General features: G+C 46.7%; 20 protein-coding genes. 10 read left to right on the forward strand and 10 right to left on the reverse strand.

Translation table 11 applies throughout. The annotated features are described in order from the left end of the window. Positions 1-41: 41 nt before the first annotated feature. The 3 genes from ACFS25_RS04430 to ACFS25_RS04440 form a co-directional block, all read right to left on the reverse strand. Positions 42-1,181, reverse strand: coding sequence for an amidohydrolase (locus ACFS25_RS04430; protein ID WP_381497197.1), 1,140 nt, complete (start codon positions 1,179-1,181; stop codon positions 42-44). Positions 1,182-1,359: 178 nt separating this feature from the next. Beyond that, positions 1,360-1,662, reverse strand: a complete 303-nt coding sequence (locus tag ACFS25_RS04435) for a DUF1330 domain-containing protein (protein ID WP_381497198.1) — start codon at positions 1,660-1,662, stop codon at positions 1,360-1,362. Positions 1,663-2,020: 358 nt separating this feature from the next. Beyond that, positions 2,021-3,568, reverse strand: a complete 1,548-nt coding sequence (locus ACFS25_RS04440) for a S10 family peptidase (protein WP_381497199.1) — start codon at positions 3,566-3,568, stop codon at positions 2,021-2,023. Between the two features lie 231 nt (positions 3,569-3,799). Here ACFS25_RS04440 and ACFS25_RS04445 point away from each other — a divergent pair, with 231 nt between their 5' ends. Both ACFS25_RS04445 and ACFS25_RS04450 read left to right on the forward strand, forming a co-directional pair. Continuing rightward, positions 3,800-5,071: a M20/M25/M40 family metallo-hydrolase gene (locus ACFS25_RS04445; protein ID WP_381497200.1), complete on the forward strand. Its 1,272-nt coding sequence runs from the start codon at positions 3,800-3,802 to the stop codon at positions 5,069-5,071. Positions 5,072-5,164: 93 nt separating this feature from the next. After that, positions 5,165-5,953 (forward strand): NIPSNAP family protein, encoded by a 789-nt coding sequence (locus ACFS25_RS04450; protein WP_381497201.1) that lies wholly within the window; start codon positions 5,165-5,167, stop codon positions 5,951-5,953. A 78-nt stretch (positions 5,954-6,031) separates the two neighbouring features. Here ACFS25_RS04450 and ACFS25_RS04455 read toward each other — a convergent pair whose 3' ends face one another. Next, positions 6,032-6,421 carry a hypothetical protein gene (locus ACFS25_RS04455; protein WP_381497202.1) on the reverse strand — a complete coding sequence of 130 codons (390 nt, stop codon included), beginning with the start codon at positions 6,419-6,421 and terminating at the stop codon, positions 6,032-6,034. Positions 6,422-6,609: 188 nt separating this feature from the next. Here ACFS25_RS04455 and ACFS25_RS04460 point away from each other — a divergent pair, with 188 nt between their 5' ends. Genes ACFS25_RS04460 through bla form a run of 3 tightly spaced genes read left to right on the forward strand, consistent with a single transcriptional unit; the run spans position 6,610 to position 9,104 of the window. Continuing rightward, positions 6,610-7,521, forward strand: a complete 912-nt coding sequence (locus tag ACFS25_RS04460) for an alpha/beta fold hydrolase (RefSeq protein ID WP_381497203.1) — start codon at positions 6,610-6,612, stop codon at positions 7,519-7,521. A gap of 35 nt (positions 7,522-7,556) precedes the next feature. After that, complete coding sequence (locus ACFS25_RS04465; RefSeq protein WP_381497204.1) at positions 7,557-8,006, forward strand: RidA family protein; 450 nt, start codon at positions 7,557-7,559, stop codon at positions 8,004-8,006. A 57-nt stretch (positions 8,007-8,063) separates the two neighbouring features. Continuing rightward, positions 8,064-9,104 (forward strand): class A beta-lactamase, encoded by a 1,041-nt coding sequence (gene bla / locus ACFS25_RS04470; RefSeq protein WP_381497205.1) that lies wholly within the window; start codon positions 8,064-8,066, stop codon positions 9,102-9,104. Positions 9,105-9,138: 34 nt separating this feature from the next. Here bla and ACFS25_RS04475 read toward each other — a convergent pair whose 3' ends face one another. Then, positions 9,139-10,233: a GntR family transcriptional regulator gene (locus ACFS25_RS04475; RefSeq protein ID WP_381497206.1), complete on the reverse strand. Its 1,095-nt coding sequence runs from the start codon at positions 10,231-10,233 to the stop codon at positions 9,139-9,141. Between the two features lie 20 nt (positions 10,234-10,253). After that, on the reverse strand, positions 10,254-11,378 hold the full coding sequence (locus ACFS25_RS04480; protein WP_381497207.1) for a glycoside hydrolase family 88/105 protein: 1,125 nt from the start codon (positions 11,376-11,378) through the stop codon (positions 10,254-10,256). Between the two features lie 353 nt (positions 11,379-11,731). Between ACFS25_RS04480 and kduI the strand changes: the two genes are divergently transcribed. From kduI to ACFS25_RS04495, 3 genes are all read left to right on the forward strand, one after another. Continuing rightward, complete coding sequence (gene kduI / locus ACFS25_RS04485; RefSeq protein ID WP_381497208.1) at positions 11,732-12,577, forward strand: 5-dehydro-4-deoxy-D-glucuronate isomerase; 846 nt, start codon at positions 11,732-11,734, stop codon at positions 12,575-12,577. A 142-nt stretch (positions 12,578-12,719) separates the two neighbouring features. Then, positions 12,720-15,146, forward strand: a complete 2,427-nt coding sequence (locus tag ACFS25_RS04490; protein WP_381497209.1) for a TonB-dependent receptor domain-containing protein — start codon at positions 12,720-12,722, stop codon at positions 15,144-15,146. Between the two features lie 105 nt (positions 15,147-15,251). Next, on the forward strand, positions 15,252-15,689 hold the full coding sequence (locus ACFS25_RS04495) for a nuclear transport factor 2 family protein (protein ID WP_381497210.1): 438 nt from the start codon (positions 15,252-15,254) through the stop codon (positions 15,687-15,689). Positions 15,690-15,873: 184 nt separating this feature from the next. On the opposite strand, the gene ACFS25_RS04500 is transcribed toward ACFS25_RS04495, so the two are convergent. Beyond that, on the reverse strand, positions 15,874-17,193 hold the full coding sequence (locus ACFS25_RS04500) for a glycoside hydrolase family 88/105 protein (RefSeq protein ID WP_381497211.1): 1,320 nt from the start codon (positions 17,191-17,193) through the stop codon (positions 15,874-15,876). Positions 17,194-17,481: 288 nt separating this feature from the next. Between ACFS25_RS04500 and ACFS25_RS04505 the strand changes: the two genes are divergently transcribed. Next, the gene (locus tag ACFS25_RS04505) at positions 17,482-18,198 is read left to right on the forward strand and encodes an SDR family oxidoreductase (protein WP_381497212.1); all 717 of its coding nucleotides are present in this window, start codon (positions 17,482-17,484) and stop codon (positions 18,196-18,198) included. A gap of 56 nt (positions 18,199-18,254) precedes the next feature. On the opposite strand, the gene ACFS25_RS04510 is transcribed toward ACFS25_RS04505, so the two are convergent. Continuing rightward, complete coding sequence (locus tag ACFS25_RS04510; protein WP_381497213.1) at positions 18,255-18,737, reverse strand: ankyrin repeat domain-containing protein; 483 nt, start codon at positions 18,735-18,737, stop codon at positions 18,255-18,257. Positions 18,738-18,823: 86 nt separating this feature from the next. On the opposite strand from ACFS25_RS04510, the gene ACFS25_RS04515 reads away from it, so the two are divergent. Continuing rightward, positions 18,824-20,056 (forward strand): FAD-dependent oxidoreductase, encoded by a 1,233-nt coding sequence (locus ACFS25_RS04515; RefSeq protein ID WP_381497214.1) that lies wholly within the window; start codon positions 18,824-18,826, stop codon positions 20,054-20,056. Between the two features lie 50 nt (positions 20,057-20,106). Here the strand turns inward: ACFS25_RS04515 and ACFS25_RS04520 are convergent, their stop codons facing one another. Together ACFS25_RS04520 and ACFS25_RS04525 are read right to left on the reverse strand one after the other, a co-directional pair. After that, entirely contained in the window at positions 20,107-21,252 is a 1,146-nt protein-coding gene (locus ACFS25_RS04520) for an efflux RND transporter periplasmic adaptor subunit (RefSeq protein WP_381497215.1), read from the reverse strand. Beyond that, complete coding sequence (locus ACFS25_RS04525) at positions 21,249-24,491, reverse strand: efflux RND transporter permease subunit (protein ID WP_381497216.1); 3,243 nt, start codon at positions 24,489-24,491, stop codon at positions 21,249-21,251. The genes ACFS25_RS04520 and ACFS25_RS04525 overlap by 4 nt, the downstream gene beginning before the upstream one ends. Between the last annotated feature and the right edge of the window lies 1 nt (position 24,492).

The following is a 24,492-nucleotide window of genomic DNA, read 5'->3' on the forward strand; positions in this document are numbered from 1 at the left end:
TTGCGTTAGAAAAGTATAAAAATAGTACTCATCCTTTTGCGTCACTTATGCTGAATATCAATTAGTTCTAAAAATAACTGAGCAGCCGGTTTAATAAGATTGTCATTGAAATCGTAGTCATCATTATGCAATGCTGGCGAGTCTTCACCATTACCGATGCCAAACATAGCTCCGGGATAATGTTGAGTAAAGAGTCCGAAATCTTCACCCCATTTGAAGGGTTCCTGTTTTTCGACAAAGTCATACTCTAACTTTAATGCGCTTTGTTTGATTTGCTCAAATGCCGCATTATCATTTTCGTTGGCAAAGAACGATTCTGTATAGGCGGTGTCTACGTCGATGCCGCTCTCCGCAGAAAGCTCTGCTAGCAACGCTACTAATTGAGCCGTCAGAGTTTCCATTTTTTTGGCGTTCCGGGTTCTGAGTGTCAGATGAACCTCCCCGTAACCGGCTGATATACCATAGGATGTTGAGCCCATTGTAGTGTAGACTGGGGTTATCAACGCAAAGTCATCGGATTGTGGATTGGGCTGCTGCAACGCTCTACTTTTCAACGTAAAATCGGCCATCGTGTAAGCCGGATTAAGGCCTTTCTCGGGCTCGGCGGAGTGCGATACTGCGCCTGTAAACGTTACGATCATACTAAGAACCGATGCCGTAAACGAACCCGGTTTACATACGATTGTTCCTTGTTTATAGCCCGGTAAATTGTGCAGGGCAAATGCCCGGTCGGGGCGAATAGCCGAAAAGGCGGGATCGTTTAGAACGGCTTCAGCCCCTTTGCCTGTTTCTTCGGCTGGTTGAAAAAGCAAATACACCCGACCTTTCCCGATAGGATATTCGGCTAAGAGTGATGCGAGAGCGGCCAGGATAGCCGTATGTCCATCATGCCCACACTTGTGCGAAACACCTTCGATAAGTGATTTATGCCCAAATGTGTTGACCTCCTGAATTGGTAACGCGTCAATATCTGCCCGGATCAACGTAACGGGACCTGTATCGTCATGACCGTATTGCAATAATAATCCAGTTCCGCCTACTTCGCTGATAGTAACTGGATTGAACTGTCTGACAAAGGCTTTTATTCGTTTCTGGGTCTCAACTTCCTGACCTGAAACTTCGGGGAAGCGGTGAAGTTCGTGCCTGAACTGAGTGAAGATGTTCGGTTTTTCTGAAAACATAGAGACGTTGCTATAAAAGAATTCAGACATATGTTTGCTTTCTACAGTCTCGGCGGCTGGCATTCCTATTTCCATTGTCAGCGAAATTCTGCCTGCGCCGAGTGAGTTACTACCCCTCATGCATCCGATTTACTAAACTTAACCTGCCGGGTGTTTAATTGGTCACCGATGAATCATACTATAGTTTTACTCCTTGAAATAGGATGGCTGTTTGAACAGATTGCTCTTTTAAATGCAAAAACTGCTTACGACTTTCGTCTTGGCTAAAGGCGGCAAAGTCTTGCTCAGTGTCAAAATTTACAAGGTGTATCTCATAAGGTTTGTCGATATGCTGTTCAATATAGGAGTCATCAGTAGGCCGTATTCGTAATAAAAGCTGACCATTGTACTTCTCGATTAGTGGAATGGCAACCTCTTCAAATTGATGAAACACGGCTTCTTGACCTTCTTTAACGTAAATCAACTGAGTGAAGTAAATCATATTAGCAGAGAATTTTTTGTGCGTTTAATTCAATCAGTGCAGTTGTCTTATCAGCTGGATCCCCAGCATAGAGACCTACGTTTAACCCAGCAAACGGGTAACCTGTTACACGAAACCTGCCCTATAAATAACGGCTTCTGGCCTCATCTAACAAGCTGGTATACACAATATCGCTAAACTATAAGCCGATGATAGTTAATTACTTATAGTTTAGCGATTCACTAAAAAACGAGACTACTCTTGTTTTTCTACTTACCAACGCATAAGTCAATAAGTAGACTTTTACTTATGATTTTGCTAAATAGCACAAGTAGCTTTTAAGAGATGACCGTTCACGATCAGTAACTCGTAATTCACCTCATTTACTCCCTGAATACTTCGCTGGCGCACTATTTTTGGGCGTGCTTTTCTGGATGAATTTCCGTAACCGTTCGTTGCTGGTGGCGAGGTCTTCTTTACGGAGATACATCATGTGGCCGCTTCGATAGCCTTCCCATTCCATCCGATCTTTTAACTTGCCGCCAGCATCCATCTGCCACAGGTTGTATTTAGCATTGAAATAATCGCAGGCACCATCATAATAACCCGATTGAACCAGTAAATGCAGATAGGGATTTTGCGCCATAGCCTGTCGCAGGTTTTCGCCGGTATGGTTATTGGTATTGTCCCAGGGAAACGTAGGGCCGAACATGTAATATTTCAGATCGGTCTTGTAATTGAGTTCTTCGCGCATAAACATATTGATGGCGGGTGTGAACGAATGGAGCCACGAAGTTAATTCAGCATTATAATCAGGACTGATACCCGCATCTTTACTGTCCATGCCTAAGTAGCGTGAATCTAATCGCCCAACGGTCTGGCCTTTGTCGCGCAGCAGTTCTTTCCAGAAAAAGTTTACCGGTATATCTAAATTCTGTTGCATCACAGCGGTTTCCGACAAGCCCGAATAACGAGCTACTTTAGCGGCAATTTCCTTCCGTTTCTGGTCGCTCAATGAGCCGCCCAATGCCAGTGCAGGCAGGTATTCCTGAATAGCGAAATCTTCGACTTCGGGTAGTACGTCGGTTAAATCTTTCTTCTGTAAATCGGCAGGTAAAGCTTTGTGATACCAGGCCGTTGCGGCAAAATAAGGTAGCTTCAGGACACCCTCGGCTGGTCCATCCCGCTCAATACCTAAGCCCGTCGGCGATACTAAAATTACCCCATTCAAGTACATCCAATGGGCATTTTGCAATTCCAGCGCCAGCCCCGATACACGGGCGGTGCCGTAGCTTTCGCCGATCAAGTACTTGGGCGACGCCCAGCGATTATAACGACTTACGAACGTATTAATCCAGTCGGCTAAGTATTTGATGTCGGCGTTCACACCAAAGAACAATTTGGCTGAGGGTACATCTTTATTAACGGGTCGTGAAAAGCCCGTATTAACCGGGTCAACATACACAATATCGGCAACGTCTAAGATTGAATTAGGATTGTCCTTAACGCCGTAGGGCTGTATAGGATACCCTTCGTCATCAACTTTCAGAATGCGCGGACCCGTATAGCCGATCATCATCCAGACCGAGGCCGTACCAGGGCCACCGTTGAATGAAATAACCAGTGGACGGGAAGCGCGGTCGGCAACGTCGGATCGTTCAAAATAGGTGAAAAATACACCCGCAACGGCTTTGCCTTCTTCATCCCAGACCGGAATGGTACCGGCAGTAGCTTTATACGGTACACGCTGGCCTTTTATGGTGACTTGACCGTTAGTGACGACCTGCGAATCAATAGTTAACGTGCGGGAGAGCGAGGCCGGTTTGTCTTCTTTAGGGGTTTGTTTTTCGGTGGTGGCCGGCTTTTGTGCGAACGTGCTGGTGAGCGTGCAGCAACAAATGAATAAAATCAGGAAAGCTTGTTTCATGCGTATTAAGGTGGTCAAAGACCGTAGCCGTGAAGTATAAGTTGGGAGGGCACCCATTTTTTGAGTGAAGATAGGCAGAATGGCAAAATAGTATTTGGATATAGCGCGTAAACTCCTTCATTTTATTGAGTAGTAGAAGTGAACATAGTAAAAATTGTACTTAACCGAACATTCATGCTTTTGCCGTTTAACTTTCCGTATTTTAGCCCGTTAGCTCAATCAACCTTATTCATGAAATATCTCTTCCTCTTTTTACTTGTTAGTCATATTGTTTCGGCCCAGTCACTGTCAAAACCTGAAATGGGCGTAATCGCCACGGTGAAAAAGCAGATGCCGGAGACGGAAGCGTTTCTGGGAAAAGTCGTTAACATCAACAGTGGCACCCTCAATAAAGAAGGCGTGCGAACAGTTGGAAAACTGATGTCGGACGAGTTCGACAAGCTGGGGTTCAAAACCGAGTGGGTCACCTTGCCAGACTCGCTTAACCGGGCCGGTCATTTAGTGGCGACACGGCAGGGTAAGAAGGGTAAAAAACTGTTTCTGATTGGCCATTTAGACACCGTATTTGAAAAGAGCCTACCAATGGATCCGTTTACTCGTGTCAACGATTCGACAGCGTCGGGCCAGGGTGTTGCCGATATGAAAGGGGGCGATGTAGTCGTGATTGCTGCGCTGAAAGCCTTAAATGCCCAAAAATTGCTTGATGATACATCGATCACTATCTACTTCACGGGCGATGAAGAGAGTTCTGCTGGTCCGGAAAGCCGCCGTGATTTTATTGAGCGGGCGAAGAAATGTGATATAGCCCTGGCCTTTGAAACCGCACAGGGATTGAGTAGTGTAACAACGGGTCGTCGGGGTTCGAGTGGCTGGACACTTAATGTAAAAGCCCGAACGGGTCATTCCTCGCGGATTTTCAGCGACCTGGGGTACGGTGCTATTTATGAAGCCGTTCGTATTCTGAACGAGTTTCGGCGGACGCTAGGTCAGGAACAATACCTGACGTTCAACCCTGGTTTAATCGTGGGCGGTTCGGAGGTGCATTACGATGAAAAAACGGCCAAAGCCGAAACGATTGGCAAAACAAACATTGTAGCCGGGACGGCTTTAGTCAAAGGTGATCTGCGGTTTCTGACCGAAGCCCAGAAAGAAAATGCCCGAACCAAAATGCGTGAAATCGTGGATAAAAGTCTACCCCTCACCAAAGCCACCATTTCATTTGTCGATGGCATTCCGGGTATGGAACCGTCTGCCGCTAACGATGAGCTGCGTAAACAAGTGGACAAACTCAGTCGGGATATGGGGCTTGGTCCCGTAAGCGCCTTTGATCCCGGAGCACGCGGAGCAGGCGATGTGTCGTTTGTTGCGCAATATATGCCCTGCCTGGATGGCTTGGGCGCATCAGGTAAGGGCGCTCACAGCATCGAAGAAACCATGAATACGAAAGAATTTCCGTTGCTGATTCAACGTGCCGCTTTGTACATCTACCGATTAACGAGATAGCGGAGTTAAATTAATCAGGCAAAACTTTAGGGTAGCATTGTGAGTTTTCCGGGGTATGTTGCTTTCTTATTCTATACAATCATTTCATCTAGAATGTCTACTAATCGTAAAACCGGAAATACGCTTATCCTTTGGTTCTTTTGCGCGTTCATTATCAGTGCCAGTCAGGGGTTTAGTTTCGCGCCTAAACGTGAATTTTACCAGCTCAAGATTTATCACCTCAAAGACAGCCCCCAGAAGGACCGTCTGGAAACGTATCTCAAGGAGGCTTATTTGCCCGCTCTGCACCGGGCTGGTGTTGGGAAAGTAGGTATTTTTAAGCCTGCTACTGAAGCCGATTCGCTGGTGTACGTGCTAATTCCGTTCAAGTCGTTAGATCAGTTCATGGCCCTTTCGGAAACGCTGGCGAAGGACAAACAATATGCATCGACTGGGCAGGATTACCTTAACGCCGAGTACAATAACCCGGTTTATAAAGGATTTGAGTCTGTTTTGATGGAGTCCTTTGCCGGAATGCCAACGCTGGTTGCGCCGAAATTACAGGCCAGTCAAGCCGACCGCATCTATGAACTTCGGAATTATGAAGCCGCTACAGAGAAACTGCACGAAAACAAAATCAGCCAGTTCAACAACGGCGAACTGGACATATTCAAGCGGTTAGGTTTTAACACGGTGTTTTGTGGTCAGGTGAAAGCGGGCGCTAAGTTGCCGAGTATGATGTACATGACATCGTTTGAGAGCAAAGCCGAGCGCGATGCCCATTGGAAAGCATTTAGTGCCGATCCCGCCTGGAAAACATTAAATGCGCTGCCAGAATACGCGCATAATTTCCTGCGAGCCGATATTTATCTATTACATCCAACGGCTTATTCAGAAATTTAAGCCACAGTCATTTTTAAGGCGCATGTGTATCTGGTATTGACAGATACACATGCGTTTTTTATTTACCCCAGAGCCTATCTATTTCTTACTCTTTAGCGAGTTTTGCCAGACAGGAATAAAATCGTAGGTCGGGTAGAACTCGGTATTATAAGCTCCCCAAGCCCCATTTTCAATTGTCAGATTTAATGTTCTAAGGTTTTTAGCTGGAATCCTGACGGTAACAACCTGACCAATTCCCATCATTACGTACCAGGATATAACGCGTGCTTCTTTCGGCGGAAACATCTCAAGGAATTTATTCTTCTGTTGTATTTCCTGAATTTGCTTCAGGCTTTTGTCCTGCTGATGTTTCAGGAAAATCGTGATCATAATACTGTCCGACCCTGCTTGTGATTCGTTAGGAACCTGAGCCTGAGAAAGACTCCAGTAACAGAGTGCAGCAAGAAATAATAGGCTACGTTTTATCATGAGTTTTGGTAAATTGATTTTGACACAGTACGCAAATTTATCGTCTTTCCCTGGCTTCATTATATAAGAAAACGAGCGCTATAGAACTTTCCGAAACAAAAGATGAAAGAAACGGGGAAACATGTGTAGAATCCACTGAAGTACTTATTTTTACTGACGTACCTTGTATTCCTTCTCCTTGACTATACATGAATAAACGTTTACTCTGGCTTATTCCCCTTCTCGTTATTGTTGCGGTTTACCTCTATCCGGTACCCAAAAAAGACGCACTCGACTTGTACACCGGCGTTGATAAAGCACCAATTAATGGTTTGGCAGCATTTCGAAAATTACCGACGCTGACAATCAACTCGCAAGGCTACGACTGGACGTATATAGTGCAGGGAGGTGGGCCAAAAACCATCTTATTTCTGCACGGTATGACGGGCGGCTATGACTTTTGGTGGCAGCAGATGAATGCTTTTAGTCATGAGTATCGCGTGGTAAGCGTTACATATCCGCCAGTTGATAACCTATCGGATTTGGGTAAAGGAATTACGGCCATTCTCGATAAAGAAAAAATAGATAAAGTGATTTTGGTAGGCAGTTCCCTCGGCGGTTATCTGACGCAGTATCTACTGGCGACGTATCCGCAACGGGTTGAAAAAGCAGTTCTGGGCAATACGTTTCCGAATAATGATATCCTCGAAGAAAAAAATAAGACAAAAATAGCGGTCGCATCGTGGCTACCGGAGTGGCTGGTAATGAATAGCGTACGCCAAAATTTGTTTGATCAGGTGTTACCCGCTTCCGAAAACAACCCGCTGGCAAGGGCTCAGTTGCTTGAAAACACGTATGGCCGCATGTCGAAAGCGCAGTTCATTGCCCGATACAACTGCGTTATTGATAAATTCCAAGCCATAGATGGAAAGCAGACGGCTGTGCCCTTGCTAATTTTCGAATCGGACAACGATCCGCTCGTTTCGCCCGATCTGCGCACCAAATTAAAACAATATTATACTACAGCGCAGGTACATACATTTCATAACAAAGGGCATTTCCCGTACCTGAACGCGAAAGACGAATACAACACCGTTTTAAATACTTTTCTGTCAAAATAACTCCATTATTCACCTCTAATAACCTTACGTTCGCTATGAAGTATCTTCTCTTTTGCCTCCTAAGTTTCAGTGTTTGCCTTTCTGGATTCGGTCAGAACAAGAAAATCGTTCAACTTGGGAAAACTTCGGTAAATCCGTATCCTTTTAGTCCGGGCGTTATCAGTAATGGGTTGCTGTTTGTGTCGGGGCAAGTCGGTACTGATCCGCAAACTACCAAATTAGTAGCGGGTGGGGTTGAAGCCGAAACCGCACAAACCATTCAGAATATTAAAATAGTACTGGAGGCTGCTGGTACATCGCTCGATGATGTGGTAAGTGTAACCGTGTATCTGAGCAACATGGACGACTTTCCGAAGATGAACGCCATTTACAGGAAATTTTTCAAGGAAGGCGCTTACCCCGCCCGCACGACGGTAGGCGTAGCGAAATTGGTTTTTGGAGCCAGTGTTGAAATGACTATGACAGCCGCCGTGCCCCAGAAATAAAACAAACGCAAGATTTTGCAACCTATCGTAGACTGCTTTACTGTAAACTACTTATCGATGAATAGTTATACAAAAACTCTTGCCATCACGCTTGTTTTTTTTGCTCATTTGTCGGTTGCTCAGAAGCCTAAAACGGGTAAAGCCACTGCTTCTGAACCCGCTTTTTCTGTTCCGGTTCGGCTTGAGCAGGAACTGCAGCGACTATCGAATCTGTCTGGCGGTAAAGTTGGCATATATGCCACGCACATTGAGAGTGGAAAGACGATTGCCCAAAATGGGAAAGACCGATTTCCAATGGCCAGTTCGTATAAAGTAGCCATTTCTACTCAGTTGTTGACCCGCGTTGATAGTGGTAGTATCACGCTTGACCAAATGATACCGCTCACCAAGAACGACCAGCATCCTGGTAGTGGCATGCTGTCTGAGCGATTCAGTTGGCCCAATACACCAAATCCAGGCATCTCCCTATCGGTCAGGAGTTTGCTCGAATTGATGCTGCTTATCAGCGACAACAGCACGACAGATGTTTGCCTGAAACTGGCCGGTGGTCCAGCCGCCGTAAATGCCTGCATGAAACGCTTGGGTATTACCGGTCTTCAGGTAGATCGCCCAACGGCCTGGCTGATTTCTGATTGGCTTGGTGTTCCGATGGACATACATCAACCCTGGTCGCCAGCTCGCTTCGACTCGCTCTCAAAAGTGCGGACAAAAGAACAGATTGACGCAAGTTCGGTCGTGTTCGATAACGATATCAGAGACACATCGACGCCCGAAGCCATGACGCAGTTATTAGTTAAGTTATATACTCAACCCGTTTTGAAACCAGCCAGTCAAGCCCTGATCCTTGACATTATGAAGCGGTGCGAAACGGGACTAGCCCGATTAAAAGGAGCCCTGCCGCCCGATACCGAAGTTCGGCATAAGACCGGCACAATTGGTATGACGACCAATGATGTAGATATTATCACGTTGCCGGGAAATGCTGGTCACGTTGCCATCTCCGTTTTTGTGAAGTCATCGCTCAAAGACGGGCCGGTGCGGGAACGGGCCATCGCTGAAGTAACCAGAACGATTTACGACTACTTTCTTTTTCTGTAGCCGTTAATTATTTCCCCCTTTTATTCATGGTCGATTACAACGACCCGCGCCGAATCATATAAAACGGATTTTTAACTTTAATACGCTTGTTGTCCAGCAACAATGAAGCTGCTGTGTAGCCCATTGCTTCAAAATCGGTGGTGATAACTGTAATGTTTAACAACTCTTTAAGGGTTGTTTCATTAAACGAAATAACGCCGATTTCGTGCCCAAGTTCATAGTTCGACTGGCGGACTTTTTTGACTATTTCTGACAAGTCCGTTTCCTCAATAACTACATAAGCGGTGCCTTTTTGCAAGTGTTCATCAATTGCACTTTCTTTAATAGTGAACTCCTTATTGTAATTGATGCAAAACGAACGAAATCCATGCGCAATTTCGATTGGGTGATTGCCATCGCCGGGTAAAATCAGTACCATCCGACTGTATTTATTCAGCAAATCCTGCGCATTTTCTAAAGCACCACAAATATCTTTATCGAAGTTCTGGTAAATGCTCAGGGGTGAGCCTGCCAACTCTGATACATCCTTGTCGAGCAGTACCAATTCGTTGGATGGTATTGATTCCAGTACTTTCATATAGTCCGCTTTATCCAAATCCTGAGTAAAATGCGGCATGACAACATAGTAATTGTATTTGCCCAGATTCTTTTCAATTATTTCTTGAAAGTGGAAGGCATTATAGTGATGAATCTGAAGATCAACGGTGGCTTTATCGCCGAGGGCTTTAAGGAAAGCGTAATAAATTATCTTCTTGTATGAACTGAGTTTATTGAAGACGAGAAGAATCTTTAATTTGGTATTCGTACTTGTTTGCACATAATAACCCTTGCCCTGCACCGACGTAATATAACCCCGTTCCCGAAGTTCGCGGTATGCTTTCTCAACCGTATCACGGGCCAAATAATACTCAACGCTCAATTCGCTAATGGATGGTAATTGCTCATTATTCTTTAACACCCCCCGTTCAATATCGGTAATAACCGACTGTACGATCTGCTTATACTTGGGCGTTTTATCTTTCGGATTAAACTGGAGTTTATAAAGTGGTTCCAAAGAGTTGCAGTAAACATCATTATTATCCTCGTGTTGACGACGGTTATGACCAGTAGACGTATGTTTTGCAATCATAACGTTTTCGTATTTAAGGCTTATCGCTTTACCAAATCTTTAATTTTAATGATTTCTGAACCGGCCAACAAAAACGCGCCCGTTCCGTAAACTTCCCAACTGTCGGCATTGAAATTACGCCTTGGATCGCCACCAATTGGCTGTACCCAGCCCACTCGTCCTTCCGGCGAAACCAATGTGTTCAAGCCTACCCATGCTTTCTGAACGGCGGGCAAATATATTTTCTTGTCCAGAAGGCCATGGTTGATTCCCCATGCCAGTGCATAACAATCAAATCCCGAACCGCTTCCTTCGCCACCCGGATAGGCTTCTGGATCGAGCAGGCTGGACCGCCAAAGACCGTCGGCTTGCTGTAAGGAAAGCAAGCGCGCACTCATTTGTTTGTATAGATTTACGTACCAGTTTCGGGATGGATGATTGGCGGGTAATTCCTGTAAAAGTAGCACAAGGCCACCCATAACCCAGCCGTTTCCCCGCGACCAGAATATCTTTTTGCCATTGCTTTCACGCTTTCCTTCACCAGCTGAGTTTACGAGGTAGGTCGCATCACGGGCAAAAAGATGCTCGTCTTCGTTATAAAGTAGGTTGTAGGTTTGTCGGAAAAGCGAATCATTTAGTGCGTAATAGGAGGGATCTTTCAACGTTTTTCCTAATTGGCCCAGTACTGGTGGTGCCATAAACAGAGCATCGCACCACCACCACGTAATGCCATGACTTTTTACTTCCCGACCCGGTAAACGACTCATTTTCTGGACCGTATCGATTGTGGGCTGAATCATCCGTCGATCTTTCTTAATCCGGTACAGGTTGATGTATGTTTGGCAGATAGCAATATCATCGGCATGGTCATATCGGTTACCGGGTTGCCAATTGGTGCGCTCGCCCATCGCCATTAGGGAGTCCATAATTTCCGGCGACTTTGTTGTTTCATATGCCGCAAAAACGCCCGCATAAAATGCCCCATTAGTCCAGTCAGTTGTTTTATGTTTCGGGTTTTTCAACTGCCATGTAGCCGTCTTGTGCATTATATTTTTGATGTAGGCCGCCGAGAAGATAGGTGTATCGGCAGGACCAAAACCAAAACCGGCTATTATGACGAGCAAACTGACTGCTATAAATAATTTATTACGGAATAGGTTAACCATTGTGAACGGATTTATTTACGCTGTTCTTGTGGAGAGTTGTCTCCGCCAACAAGCCATTTTTTGTTAGAATCTACCCACATTACCCTTTCGAGCATATTTATGAGAGAGTTGCAAGCTATTGAAAATCTCGCCTGGTGTTAGTTTACCTATAATCCGGTATTAAATAAACAAACTGTGAAGGTTTTTTTAGAAACAGGGGTATACATGGGCCGTTTCTGACTCTTTCTAAAGAAAAGACCCGCAGTTCTACTAAAAGTATTACGAAGGATCAAATTTCTGCCAGTACAGGAAACCTCTGTGGAAACAATCTTGCATTATTGCACTTTAACGAATCTGATAGTTTAGAATTCCCGATGAGTACAGCTTCATTTGACAGCCGTTTTGCTACTTCGCCAACAGAAGTAAAGGCAATGGATACCGCCCAATTACGTCAGCATTTCCTGATTGAAACCCTGTTTATCGCTGATCAGTGTCCCTGGGTACTCTCGTTTTTCGACCGTTACCTTACGGGGGGGGCTATGCCCGTTAATGGGCCAATAACATTAGAAACGCCAGCAAATTTGAAGGCTGCCTATTTTCTGGAACGGCGCGAATTGGGCATAATTAACGTAGGTGGGACGGGCCGCGTCATTGCCAACGGTGAAACGTTTGACCTGGCTCGCAAAGAAGCATTATATATCGGCCAGGGGACTCGTCAGGTAGAATTTCTATCAGATGATGCCAGTGACCCGGCTAAATTTTACCTCAATTCGGCTCCGGCTCATAGGAACTATCCAAGCCGGAAAGTGTCTCGGGAACAAGCCGAAGTTGTCGAGTTAGGTAGTATGGAAACGGCCAATCATCGGATAATCAATAAATTACTGGTTAATAGCGTGCTTCCAACCTGTCAATTGCAGATGGGTATGACCGAGTTGAAGGCGGGCAGCATCTGGAACACTATGCCTGCTCACACCCACGACCGGCGCATGGAGGTGTATTTTTATTTCGACATTCCCAAAGGGCAGTCGGTCTGTCATTTTATGGGTGAACCTCAGGAAACGCGCCACATCTGGATGCAAAACGAGCAGGCCGTTATTTCGCCTAACTGGTCGATTCATGCTGGTTCTGGCACGTCGAACTATACCTTTATTTGGGGCATGGCCGGTGAGAATCTGGACTACGGCGATATGGATGTTTGTCCAATAACCGAATTACGATAAAGCAGTTGGGCCAAGCACGATGATTAGAATCAAAAGGCCATTGGCAATACGTTGCGGGGCCATTTTATAGTCGGCCATCTTACTAATTTAATGATCTTGGCTAACCGGGCCACGCTTATTTGTCAACTCTAATTTCTCAACTATGCATCAAACTTTTACAAACGTTACGTTTCTCTTCTTCTTTTTGTTTCCCGTAATGGCGCTCGCCCAAACGGCTACACCGCAACGCCAATCCTGGATACGGGGTACGCTGGTGGACGAGAAAAAAGCACCGACTCCTTTTACTACCGTTTCTTTGCATCGAACCGCAGATTCTTCTTTGGTAACCGGCGTAATTGCTGACGAATCCGGGGCGTTTGCGGTACAAGCCAAACCTGGCCAATACTATTTGAAAGTCAGTGCAGTATCCTATCGGGAGAAAATTGTTCCGGTCATTACAATTGGTGAACAGGATAAACAAGTTGGTACATTAGTTCTTGTGGCGAGCGCCAAACGGCTGGATGAAGTGGTGGTAGTGGGCGAGAAAAGCCAGATGGAATTAGCCTTAGACAAACGTATATTTAACGTTGGTAAAGACTTAGCAAATGCGGGAGGAACGGCCTCTGATATTCTGAAAAATATTCCTTCGGTTGCTGTAGATGGCGACGGAAATGTTAGTCTGCGAGGGAGTAACAGCGTTCGTATTTTGATTGATGGAAAACCGTCTGGACTAGTTAGTTTTAAAGGAGGAAGCGGCCTGCAACAACTGCAAGGCAGTATGATTGAGCGGGTTGAGGTGATTACAAATCCTTCGGCACGATACGAAGCCGAAGGTATGGGCGGTATTATTAACATCGTTCTGAAGAAAGAACGAAAGGAAGGATTCAATGGCTCGTTCGATGTAATTACGGGCTATCCCAGTAATTTTGGGGCAGCCGCCAACATCAATTATCGTCGCAAAAATTTAAATTTCTTTGTCAATTATACGGCTTCCTTTCGAAACACGCCCGGTCGGAGTTCGTTGTATCAGGAAGTATATAGCAACGATACGACATTTGCGTATCGACAAAATTCAACGAGTAGCCAGCGCGGACGAAATAACAATGCTCGTGCAGGTATTGATTATTTCTTCAATCCCAAAAGTATTCTGACAGCCTCGTACACATGGCGGCTAAGTAAGGGCAAACGCTTTTCAGATATTCAATATCTAGATTACCAACCCAACACAAATAATGTACTGAAAGACATTATAAACCGAACGCAGGATGAGACCGAAACCGAGCCAAATTCGGAGTACGTCGTGAGCTATAAAAAAATGTTCGCCCGTGAAGGCCACGAACTCACCGCCGATGTGCGCTACCTAGATAACTGGGAAAAGTCGGATCAATATTTTGCGCAAAAAACATTTCTGCCGGATGGTAGCCCGTCAGTAATACCAACCGTTTTGCAACGGGCTATCAACGACGAAACCGAAAAGCAACTTTTAGTACAGGTCGATTATGTTCAGCCGTTTGCCAAAGATGGAAAACTGGAAGGGGGCCTGCGCCTGAGTTCCCGAAATATGACCAATAACTATGCGGTTACTCAGCAGAATTCGGATAATAGTTGGACGTCGTTACCCGGCTTGACCAATGATTTTCTGTATGTCGAAAAAATTAATGCGTTGTACGGAATTGTGGGCAACAAGGTGCGGAAATTCTCCTACCAAATGGGGCTGCGGGCGGAGTGGACCGACGTAACAACGACGCTTAAACAAACGAATGATGTTAATCCCCGCAGTTACGCCAATTTGTTTCCGAGTGTACACGCTACCTACGATTTGCCTCGCCAACATGCCTTGCAAATCAGTTATAGCCGCCGGGTTCGTCGGCCTCAGTACAACGATTTGAGCCCATTTATGACTTTCAGCGATAACCGTAATTTTTTTAGTGGGAATCCTGATTTAAATCCCGAATTCACAAATGCGTTTGAGATTGGTCATATAAAATACGTGGAAAAAGGGTCAATGAGTTCGTCGATTTATTATCGACATACAACGGGGAAAATTATTCGGATTCGGCGGGTCGATGAACTGGGGAATTCAACTACGCGTCCTGAAAACTTAGCAACGGAAGACTCTTACGGAGCCGAATTTGCCGGGTCGTATGCGCTTTATAAATGGTGGAAACTCGACGGCAGCGTTAATTTTTTCCGGGCTGTTACCAACGGTGGAAATCTAGATGCAAGTTACCAGAGCGATACCTACAGCTGGTTTACGCGCCTTACGTCCCGCTTTACGATTTTGAAAAATACGGACTTTCAATGGCGGGGAAATTATGAAGCACCGCAAAAAACGCCACAGGGTACCCGGCAGGCAATTGCTACCTTAGACCTTTCTCTTAGTAAGGATATTCTCAAAAATAATGGCACGTTGGTGCTTAATGTAATTGATGTATTTAATTCCCGGCGTTATAGCTCGATCACTGAGGGCGCTAATTTTTATACCGAAAGTAACTCGCAGGGACGCTTACGGCAAATTAATCTGACGTTCAATTACCGGCTTCACCAAGCTAAGAAGAAAGCGAAAGAGGTGGGTGAAGGGGAATTTTAATTTGGCCCAGCTTACGGTAAAAAAAATCAGACTTAGCTTTTAGTAAAGTGGTGTCGCTAGTCATTGCCCCTCAATTAATAATTTCTACAGTAACCCTTACCGACGATGTACAAGAAAACAATTTTGTTTGCGCTAGTTGCTATATGTAGTCTGCTAACCATAGATGGAATGGCGCAAAATAAAGACCAAGCGGCTGTTGGTCAGTCTGTTGATCAGTTGAAGCAGTTGATGATTGACCCTGATAAGAGCAAGTTAGAAGCACTAGCTTCCGATGAATTGAGTTATGGACATTCGAGTGGAAAACTAGAAGACAAAAAAGCTTTTGTTGATGCCCTCGTTAGTGGCTCATCGGATTTTAAGACTATCGACCTAACCGAACAGACAATTACTATTGTAGACAATACGGCCTTCGTTCGGCATAAACTGATGGCCGAAACCGCGAACGACGGGAAACCAGGTACGGCAAAACTGGCAGTTTTGTTGGTATGGGTTAAGCAGAAAGGGAACTGGAAATTACTGGCTCGTCAGGCGGTGAAAATTTAATTATACGATCAGTTACCTGATATTTGAAGCTGAGTTTAGTGAAAAAAACAAGCCCGTCAGAAGTCTGGCGGGCTTGTTTGGTAATAACCTATGATGATATTTATCAAAGAAAGTGAGTTCAGGTGAATTAACTCTCCTGAACTCACCTGTTTGGTTATCAACAAGTTTTGTGGTCTATAAATGCTTATTTTTTCAACGTCAATTGTAGCGAACTATCATTAATTTCAAACGTCTTATTCTTTAGCAGTTTAATTACTTCGGCACCCGCCAGTAGGGCTGGTCCATATCCATGAGCCGCATAGACATTGATGGGGCGATAATAATAAAAGGCCGGATCGAAGCCCATACCCGTACCAACGCAGACGCCTTCAATCTGGCCTTTCTCCGTAATTTTAGTCGAAACCGCATTCCAGCCGAGCAGCGTTGCCGGAGCATAGGCCAATGGGTCGAGCCAACCCTGATTGATGGCGTGGGCAAAGGCATAAACGTAAATGGCCGTGGCCGATGTTTCCAGGTACGAATCATGGCGGTCGAGTAACTGGTGCCAAAATCCCGAACCCGATTGTTGCGCGGCCAATCCTTTCGCATGGGCTTTCAGTAAGTCCAGAATGGCCGACCGACCGGGGTGATCAGTGGGAAGAACGTCTAACAATTCTACAGCAGTTAGAATGCCCCAGCCATTGGCCCGCGCCCAGTGAAACTCCGGGTGTACCGTCATTCCGTCAACCCAGCCGTGCATATATAGCCCCTTCTGCTGATTAAACATCCGTTTCGAGAACTGCGTGACCTGTTTTACCGCTTCATTATAGTATGCGCGATCGCCGGTTAGTTTGCCCATCTGCGCCAAAGCGGGAACACTCATAAAGAGGTCATCAAGCCAAAGCGTGTTGGGTTGCGGTCGGTTACGGGCCAGCGTGCCATCGGCCAAGCGAAATTCTTTTGTCTGAATATAGTTGATATAATTGTCAATCATTGGCCGCATGTTGGCCTTAACACCCCCGGCGCGGCTGGCCTTAATCATAGCCGCACACATGGCTCCGGCATCATCGAGGGCGTGGGGTGCCAGTACCGCCCGCATGGGTGTGTTTGCCTTTGGATCGGCAGTTACCTGATTGCGAAAATACGGAACCTGATCGGCAATAAACTGAAGGCGTTTATTTGTGTAGTCAGCATAACGGGCATCGCCGGTTGCTTCAGTGGCCAGTAACATGCCAGCATACGTAACGCCCCATTCGTAGCTAATTAATCTAAAATCACCGGGTTTGAAAATAGCATTGGGATTAAATGCTCCACCCGTTATCAAGTCTTTCTTTGTCTCCTTGTCAATGAGTTGCGTAGGTGTATTAGCCTCCAGATAGGCATAAATTCGACGCAAAACGCCCGTCACATCCTCTAGTTTGGGCTGGCCGTAGGGTATCGGGTAGTCGGGTTGTAGTAAGTGTAGGGGTGTCGTAGAGTCATTTGCTTTGGGGGCACCTGGCTGTGCATGTAGCGTGCTACCCATAAGTAGACTTATGAGAACAAAACCAATTGGGCGGGCCGAAAGGCAAGTTTTACATGGGTGAAAGAACATGATAATGGCGGCAGTAAAAGGTTAAGGATAGGGTCTTGAAGATTGGTTGACCGTATAGTATAGGCCAAATAGTACAAACTCTACTTACGTTCCGTTATGCACTCTCCTGAATGGATTCAAAATAGGTTCGTGCCGAGGCTAGCAAAACTTTCATGCCTCCTATAAGGTTGTTTTTGTAGACGACCTACCTCGTTTGCTCATTAAATTATCGTTTCATTCATGGCAGATACTAGTAAAATCGCCCTCATTACGGGCGGCTCAAAAGGCATTGGCTACGGCATTGCCGAAGTGCTTATCAAAGAAGGTATTAAAGTAGCCATAACCAGTCGCTCACAGGAAAGTGCCGACGAAGCTGCGGCTTCGCTCAATAAAATTAAGGAGGGCTACGCTCTCGGTATTGCCGCCGACGTGCGCGATCTGGAATCCCAAAATCAGGCCGTAGCGACTGTATTGGCGAAATGGCATCAAATCGACTATGTGATCGCCAACGCAGGTGTGGGACATTTTGCTCCCATTCAGGAATTAACCCCTGAACAGTGGCACGAAACCATCGACATTAACCTGACGGGTGTGTTTTATACGGCTAAAGCCACACTAGCTACGTTGAAAGAAACGGAGGGTTATTTTATTACGATTTCTAGTTTGGCGGGTACGAATTTCTTCGAGAAAGCAGCGGCCTACAACGCCAGTAAATTTGGTCTGGTCGGTTTCTCGCAAGCCATTATGCTCGATTTGCGCAGTGAAGGTATTAAAGTAACGACGATCATGCCCGGCTCTGTGGCATCTTATTTTAACGACCATCAGCCAAGTGATGCAGATGCCTGGAAAATTCAACCCGAAGATATTGGGCAAATCGTTTCCGATCTTATTCACATGCCCGCCCGTACGCTACCCAGCAAAATTGAGGTTCGTCCGACACGACCGGGCGGAAAATAAATAAACGTTTATAGCGCAAGACTTTAGCCTTGCGCTATAAACACATCAGCCTACTCTTACTGAAGTAATTGCAGCGCTTCTTCATTACCCTGTTGAATCGCTACGTCAAGCGCCGTCAAACCGCGTACATCCTTAATCGATGTATCCGCGCCATACTCTAGCATGACCTTGACTAACTGATTTCGACCGAATAAAGTAGCAAACATCAACGCTGTACCGCCATTGCCATTTTGCAAATCCACATCGGCACCGCGTTCAATCAACAGGCGGGCAATGTCGGCGTAGCCTTTGAAGCAAACGCCCATCAAGGCCGTATTACCACTCACATCCTGCGCATTTACATCGGCATTAGCCTCTACTAATAGTTTAGCGGCATCGAGATGACCATCGTAGGCGGCCAGAATTAAGGGTGTAAAACCTTTACCATTTTCTACATTAACATCAATTCCGCTATCAAGTAGTTGTTTTATATAGACAACGTCGCCCTTGCGAGCGGCATCAAAGAGCAAATCTTCGGGGCGATCTGAGTGAAAAGACATAAGTAAGCTGTGAAATTTTAAATTTAATTGTCAACAGATAAGTAAACAATTAAAAATGGATTGTTTCTTTTGAAAAAAAGTCATCTATGACACAGCCCGGGCAAAATCAGGAAAATATAAAAACCCGGTGCTGTATTGTCGGCGGTGGGCCAGCGGGAATGATGCTGGGTTTTTTATTGGCTCGTTCGGGTGTCGAGGTGGTAGTTCTGGAAAAACATCGAGACTTTCTACGCGATTTTCGTGGCGACACTATTCATCCGTCAACGCTGGAATTGCTGGCTGAGTTGGGTCTGTTAGATGATTTTCTCAAATTACCTCATCAGGAACTTCGGGCAGTTCAGGCAACCATTGAAGGACAAGAGATACCTATTGCCGACTTTGCGCACTTACCAACGCAGTGTAAGTTTATTGCTTTTATGCCTCAATGGGATTTCCTGAATTTCCTGGCCTATAACGCTAAAAAATTCCCGACGTTTCATCTGCACGTGGAAACGAAGGCAGTTGACCTGATCGAAGAGAATGGGGAGATTGTTGGGGTGCGGGCTACCACACCAACGGGTGAATTGACAATACAGGCCGACTTAGTCGTGGGCACTGATGGGCGAAATTCTATTATACGGGAAAAAGCGGGCTTGTCAGTGCAGGATTTTGGCGTACCAATTGATGTACTTTGGATGCGTATTCCTAAAGATCCCGCCCTTGGGGAGATGTCGTTAGGCTATTTTAAATCCGGGCAATTTATGGTTCTGATTGACCGGCAAGATTATTATCAATGTGGTTACCTCATTCCTAAGGGGCAATTCGAGACCATAAAACAACGAGGGATAACTTCTTTGCAGGAGAGCATTCGTGGTCTGGCTCCCTTTGTAGGCGACTTTGTTAAGGAACTGACTTCCTGGGATCAGATCAGTTTGCTAACCGTCAAAATTGACCGATTATGGCAGTGGTATCGCCCCGGTCTTTTGTGTATCGGTGATGCGGCTCATGCAATGTCGCCAGCCGGTGGAGTAGGGGTTAATATGGCTATTCAGGATGCCGTCGCTACCGCAAACCAGTTGACTGCTTCGCTTCAAAAAGGGCCTGTATCCATTAAGGAGTTAGACCGCATTCAGCGTCGGAGGTTGTGGCCGGTTCGAATTATTCAGACAGGCCAAATCTTCGTCCATAAGCGGCTGATCAATGCTTCAGGAAATCAAAACACTGTCGTTCCGCCGTATATTGTCTGGCTGTTTCGACACGTACCATTAGTTCGCCGTTTCCCCGCTTATTTGATTGGCGTTGGCCCGCGTCCCGAACATATTCATACAAAGGCAAAGTAGCCAGAATGAATTAGCTGCATCGGGGTCTAAACCCCGATGCAGCTATCAATTTACTTATTTTTTCCCGCTCTAACTTCCTGTCCATCCCTAATTTCTTCCGAAGCCTTTTTAACGATATACGTGCCCGCCTGTAAATCGCCGAACACCTCCACTAAGCTATCTACGACATTGCCTTTTTGAACGGATATCCACTGCGCCCGATTGTCGTTCACCTTAATCACAAACATTTTCTCGCTCGAACTGACCACGGAGGTCGTCGGCACGAACATTGTTTTATCAGACCTTTCCACAGGCATCATTACCTCGGCATACATGCCTGCCTTCAGTTCATGCCCTGTGTTGGGAACATCGAATTCAGCCATCATGGCCCGATTAGCTTCCACTAAACTTTGTGCAGAACGAGCCAGTTTCGCATTGAAATGGCGGTTGGGCATTGCGTTGACCGTGAACGAAACGGCACTTTTTGTTTGTAGCTGATTAGTAAACGCTTCGGGGATGGCTACGGTCAAACGCAACGTCCGGCTATCTTCCAGTACGAACAGGGGCTTGCCACTATCGCCCGCCCCAACCAGAGCACCGGGACTGATATTCCGTTCAATCACCATACCGTCGAAGGGAGCCGTAATGGTGAGGTATTGCCGAAGTTCAGTTTTGGCCTGGTAATTTGAGCGGGCAGCTTGCACCGTACCACGCGCCACGGCAACCATTGCGCTGTCGCCCTGCATTCTGGCCTGCGCCTGATCTAGTTCATTGGCTGATACGGCCCCTTCCATTTTAGCCGTTTGCACCAACCGATTATAGGTAAGCCGACTTGCGCGGGAACGCGTTGTTTGTTCTACTAGTGTAGCCTCCTGCGACTGAACCTGTGCCTGTGCCTGACTAAGTTCTGAAATTACTTCAGGAGCATCAAGCCGAGCCAGCACTTGCCCTTTACGAACCAGCGTACCTCGGTCTACGGCTATATCGCGCACAAAACCCTTCACTTTAGCATACATATTCACCCGGTTCCAGGGCTTTAGTTCGCCCGGCAGGGTAACCCGATTGCTAGGTTGTAAAGCTTGTACAGTCGCTATCTCAACCTGTTGTATGTCAGGCTCTTTCGCAGTGGCTGGTTTGTTATCGCTGCTGGCCGACGAGCAGGCGGCAAGGCCAATAGCAATGTAGGCAGACCCGATTAGGTTCAAAAGCGGTTTCATATGGAAGGAGACAATGGTTGATTAAAGAATTTGCTTTCCGGATCATCCGGGTCAAGGGAAACAGACTGGACAGAGGCTTTTGCCTGAAATTGGGTAAATACACAAGGCAGGATCAGAAGAGCCGCTAACGTTGAGGCAATCAGGCCGCCAATAACAGCCTGACCAAGTGGGGCAATCTGGTCGCCACCTTCACCAAGGCCCGAGGCCATCGGAACCATCCCGGCAATCATGGCAATACTGGTCATCAAAATCGGGCGAATCCGGCTGTTGGCGGCCAGGACTACGGCCTTTCGGGTATCGCCAATTTCTAGCCGTAAATTCTCCGCATTAGTCACCATCAGAATAGCGTTGGCTACCGACACACCCACGGACATAATCAAGCCCATGTATGATTGTAAATTCAGCGTAGCACCACAGGCTAGCAACATCAGCAGTGCCCCGGCTACCACGGCAGGAATAGCAGCCAGAATTACCAACGACAGCTTGAATGACTGATAGTTAGCGGCTAGTAACAGGAAAATAATCACGATAGCCACCAAAAGGCCGGTTTGCAAACTACCTAGCGTATCAGTCAATAGGTTGGTTTGTCCACCCATTTCGACCAGTACACCACGGGGCGGTTCACCTGCTTCCTTAATGGCGTTCTCAACGGCTTTTTGCGCCGAACCAAGATCTTTTTTCTGCAAATTAGCGGTGATCGTTACAAGTCGATTTGGTCCGGCGCGGTCATATTCGCCCGGTGCTGTGCCTTCTGAAAACGTTGCCACATCTGACAATAGCGGATGCATTTCGCCACTTTTCAGGGGAATGTTGCCAATGTCGCTGGCGCTGCTCATCTGATACTCTGGAATCTGTACCTGCACCTGATACGCTAACCCTTTCGATTCATCGAGCCACAGGTTTTTATCCGTAAAACGGCTGGACGATGTAGCGGCTACCATCGACCGGGCCACTTGTGTTGATGTAACACCCAGTTGACCAGCCCGTTCGCGGTTCATTGTTACGTTCAGAACAGGATAAGCCAGTGGTTGGGCAATCTGCACGTCGCGTAGAAAATCAATCTTCGCCATCCGTTTCCGAATCTTGTTGGCAAACCGTCCGGCTTCGGTCAGGTCTTTAGCGGCAACCGTCACCTCAATAGGCGTGGAAGCTCCCTGACTCATAATTTTTTCGGTCAACTCGATTGGTTCAAACGAGATGTTGGCTGCTGGTAATGCTTTGGCAATGCGCGCCCGAAGTTCCTCCTTCAAATCATCCATTTTCACCGGATGCTCCTCCTTTAGCGACACCTGCAAAACGGCTTCGTGGGGGCCACTATTGAAAACGAAGATGTTGGACGTACCATAACTGGATGGTACCGTACCGACGTAAGCAGACGAAATTTCGACGTTATCCGGTCCAACGGCATCTTTAATAATATCCAGCACTTTCAGCGTAGCCATTTCGGTTCGCTCAACTCGCGTACCGTCAGGGATGCGTAGTCGCATCTGAAACTGATGACTGTTACCGTGGGGTAAAATATCGGTTCCGATCACCATAAAGCACACGATGATGGTGGCGATGCTACCAACCAGGTATCCACCAACAATCAGTCCTCGGCGATTCAAAACTTTTTCGAGGACAACTGAATAGCGTTGTTTAAACTTCTCAAAACCAGTAGCATTCTTAACCGAGTGCGCGCCCTCTTCTAACATGGCATGTCGTTCCTGCGCATCGAGAGCCAGCGTGGGTGCTTCGTGTGGCGCCCTTTCGTGGGCCGGATGGCTTTTGAGCAACCAGTTTGCCAATACGGGCACGAATGTTTGCGAGAGCAGAAACGACGCAATCATGGCGCACCCGACCGATAGTGACAGTGGCAGGAACATAGAACGCGGTACGCCACTCATCACGAAAGCGGGGGCGAACACAGCCAGAATCGCCAATAGAATGAGAAATTCGGGAAAAACGATTTCCTTACAGGCATCCCAAATGGCGACAGCCTTGGGCTTACCCGTTTCCAAATGCTGGTGAATATTCTCAATGGTCACTGTAGCCTGGTCAACCAGAATACCGATGGCCAGCGCCAGTCCCGACAGGGTCATGATGTTGATGGTTTGGCCGCATAGATTCAGCATAATCACCGCCGACAGAATCGAGATTGGGATGGTAACGACCACAATGATCACACTACGCCAGTCGCGCAGGAAAAGCAGTACCATCAAGCCGGTCAACACCGCGCCGAGAATACCCTCCGTCACCAGACTTTTCAGGGCGTTGGTGACATAAACGGATTGGTCGAACTCGTAGGAAATCTTGACATCTTCCGGTACCGCTGCGCGAAGGGCGGGTAGGGCTTTACGAATGTTGCTAACGACATCCAACGTAGAAGCATCCGACTTTTTTACAACTGGAATATACACCGCCCGACGACCGTTTACCAGCGCGTAACCCACCGTTACATCGGCACCATCTTCAACCGTACCAATATCCCGAACGAACACTGTCGTTCCCGAACCTACTCGAATAGGAATGTTTAAGAAATCCTGGGGCTGCTTTATCAGCGAGTTAACCGGCGTCATCAGTGTCTTCTCGCCGATACGAATATTTCCGGCTGGCGAGGGCTGGTTATTGGATACAATTGACTTGATAACCTCTTCTGGCGTCAGCTGATAACTACGAACTAATTGCGGATTTACCTTGATGATCACCGTTCGCTGGTTACCCCCAAACGGTGGTGGGCTGGATACGCCGGGAATCCGCGAAAACATTGGCCGTACCCGAGACGATGCATAATCCTGAATTTCGTTCAGCGACCGGCTTTTGCTCTCAAATACCAACTGCCCAACCGGTACTGAACTGGCATCGAATCGGACAACCTGGGGCGGCACAGTCCCGTCAGGCATGTAAGCTTTAGCGCGCGAAACGTTATTGGCAACTTCAGCAGCGGCCTGAGCCATGTCCGTTCCGGGATAAAACGAGAGTTTGACAAGTGATAATCCCTGAATAGTTTTTACGTCGATGTCGCGGATACCGGACACGTACAGAAAGTGGTCCTGATAACGGGTCGCAATGAAGCCGTCCATCTGGTCAGGAGCCATACCCCCGTAGGGTTGCACGACGTAAATCGTGGGCAAGTCGAGGCTCGGAAATATGTCTACCGGAATGGTAAACAGCGACATCACCGAAAAAAACAGGAGCCCCATGACGGCTACGACCACCGAAATTGGTTTTCGTAACGCGGAACGAATGAGTTGATACATA

This window comes from Spirosoma flavum (assembly GCF_042686045.1).
Classification (GTDB): domain Bacteria; phylum Bacteroidota; class Bacteroidia; order Cytophagales; family Spirosomataceae; genus Spirosoma; species Spirosoma flavum.

What these genes read in the sequence shown, in the direction of transcription:
- ACFS25_RS04445 (WP_381497200.1), top strand. Translation starts at nt 3,800, where the DNA reads ATGAAATATCTCTTCCTCTTTTTACTTGTTAGTCATATTGTTTCGGCC.
- bla (WP_381497205.1), top strand. Translation starts at nt 8,064, where the DNA reads ATGAATAGTTATACAAAAACTCTTGCCATCACGCTTGTTTTTTTTGCT.
- ACFS25_RS04520 (WP_381497215.1), bottom strand. Translation starts at nt 21,252, where the DNA reads ATGAAACCGCTTTTGAACCTAATCGGGTCTGCCTACATTGCTATTGGC.
- ACFS25_RS04525 (WP_381497216.1), bottom strand. Translation starts at nt 24,491, where the DNA reads ATGTATCAACTCATTCGTTCCGCGTTACGAAAACCAATTTCGGTGGTC.
- ACFS25_RS04440 (WP_381497199.1), bottom strand. Translation starts at nt 3,568, where the DNA reads ATGAAACAAGCTTTCCTGATTTTATTCATTTGTTGCTGCACGCTCACC.
- ACFS25_RS04450 (WP_381497201.1), top strand. Translation starts at nt 5,165, where the DNA reads ATGTCTACTAATCGTAAAACCGGAAATACGCTTATCCTTTGGTTCTTT.
- ACFS25_RS04475 (WP_381497206.1), bottom strand. Translation starts at nt 10,233, where the DNA reads ATGATTGCAAAACATACGTCTACTGGTCATAACCGTCGTCAACACGAG.
- ACFS25_RS04490 (WP_381497209.1), top strand. Translation starts at nt 12,720, where the DNA reads ATGCATCAAACTTTTACAAACGTTACGTTTCTCTTCTTCTTTTTGTTT.
- ACFS25_RS04460 (WP_381497203.1), top strand. Translation starts at nt 6,610, where the DNA reads ATGAATAAACGTTTACTCTGGCTTATTCCCCTTCTCGTTATTGTTGCG.
- ACFS25_RS04515 (WP_381497214.1), top strand. Translation starts at nt 18,824, where the DNA reads ATGACACAGCCCGGGCAAAATCAGGAAAATATAAAAACCCGGTGCTGT.
- ACFS25_RS04510 (WP_381497213.1), bottom strand. Translation starts at nt 18,737, where the DNA reads ATGTCTTTTCACTCAGATCGCCCCGAAGATTTGCTCTTTGATGCCGCT.
- ACFS25_RS04465 (WP_381497204.1), top strand. Translation starts at nt 7,557, where the DNA reads ATGAAGTATCTTCTCTTTTGCCTCCTAAGTTTCAGTGTTTGCCTTTCT.
- ACFS25_RS04505 (WP_381497212.1), top strand. Translation starts at nt 17,482, where the DNA reads ATGGCAGATACTAGTAAAATCGCCCTCATTACGGGCGGCTCAAAAGGC.
- ACFS25_RS04455 (WP_381497202.1), bottom strand. Translation starts at nt 6,421, where the DNA reads ATGATAAAACGTAGCCTATTATTTCTTGCTGCACTCTGTTACTGGAGT.
- ACFS25_RS04435 (WP_381497198.1), bottom strand. Translation starts at nt 1,662, where the DNA reads ATGATTTACTTCACTCAGTTGATTTACGTTAAAGAAGGTCAAGAAGCC.
- ACFS25_RS04480 (WP_381497207.1), bottom strand. Translation starts at nt 11,378, where the DNA reads ATGGTTAACCTATTCCGTAATAAATTATTTATAGCAGTCAGTTTGCTC.
- ACFS25_RS04495 (WP_381497210.1), top strand. Translation starts at nt 15,252, where the DNA reads ATGTACAAGAAAACAATTTTGTTTGCGCTAGTTGCTATATGTAGTCTG.
- ACFS25_RS04500 (WP_381497211.1), bottom strand. Translation starts at nt 17,193, where the DNA reads ATGGGTAGCACGCTACATGCACAGCCAGGTGCCCCCAAAGCAAATGAC.
- ACFS25_RS04430 (WP_381497197.1), bottom strand. Translation starts at nt 1,181, where the DNA reads ATGTTTTCAGAAAAACCGAACATCTTCACTCAGTTCAGGCACGAACTT.
- kduI (WP_381497208.1), top strand. Translation starts at nt 11,732, where the DNA reads ATGAGTACAGCTTCATTTGACAGCCGTTTTGCTACTTCGCCAACAGAA.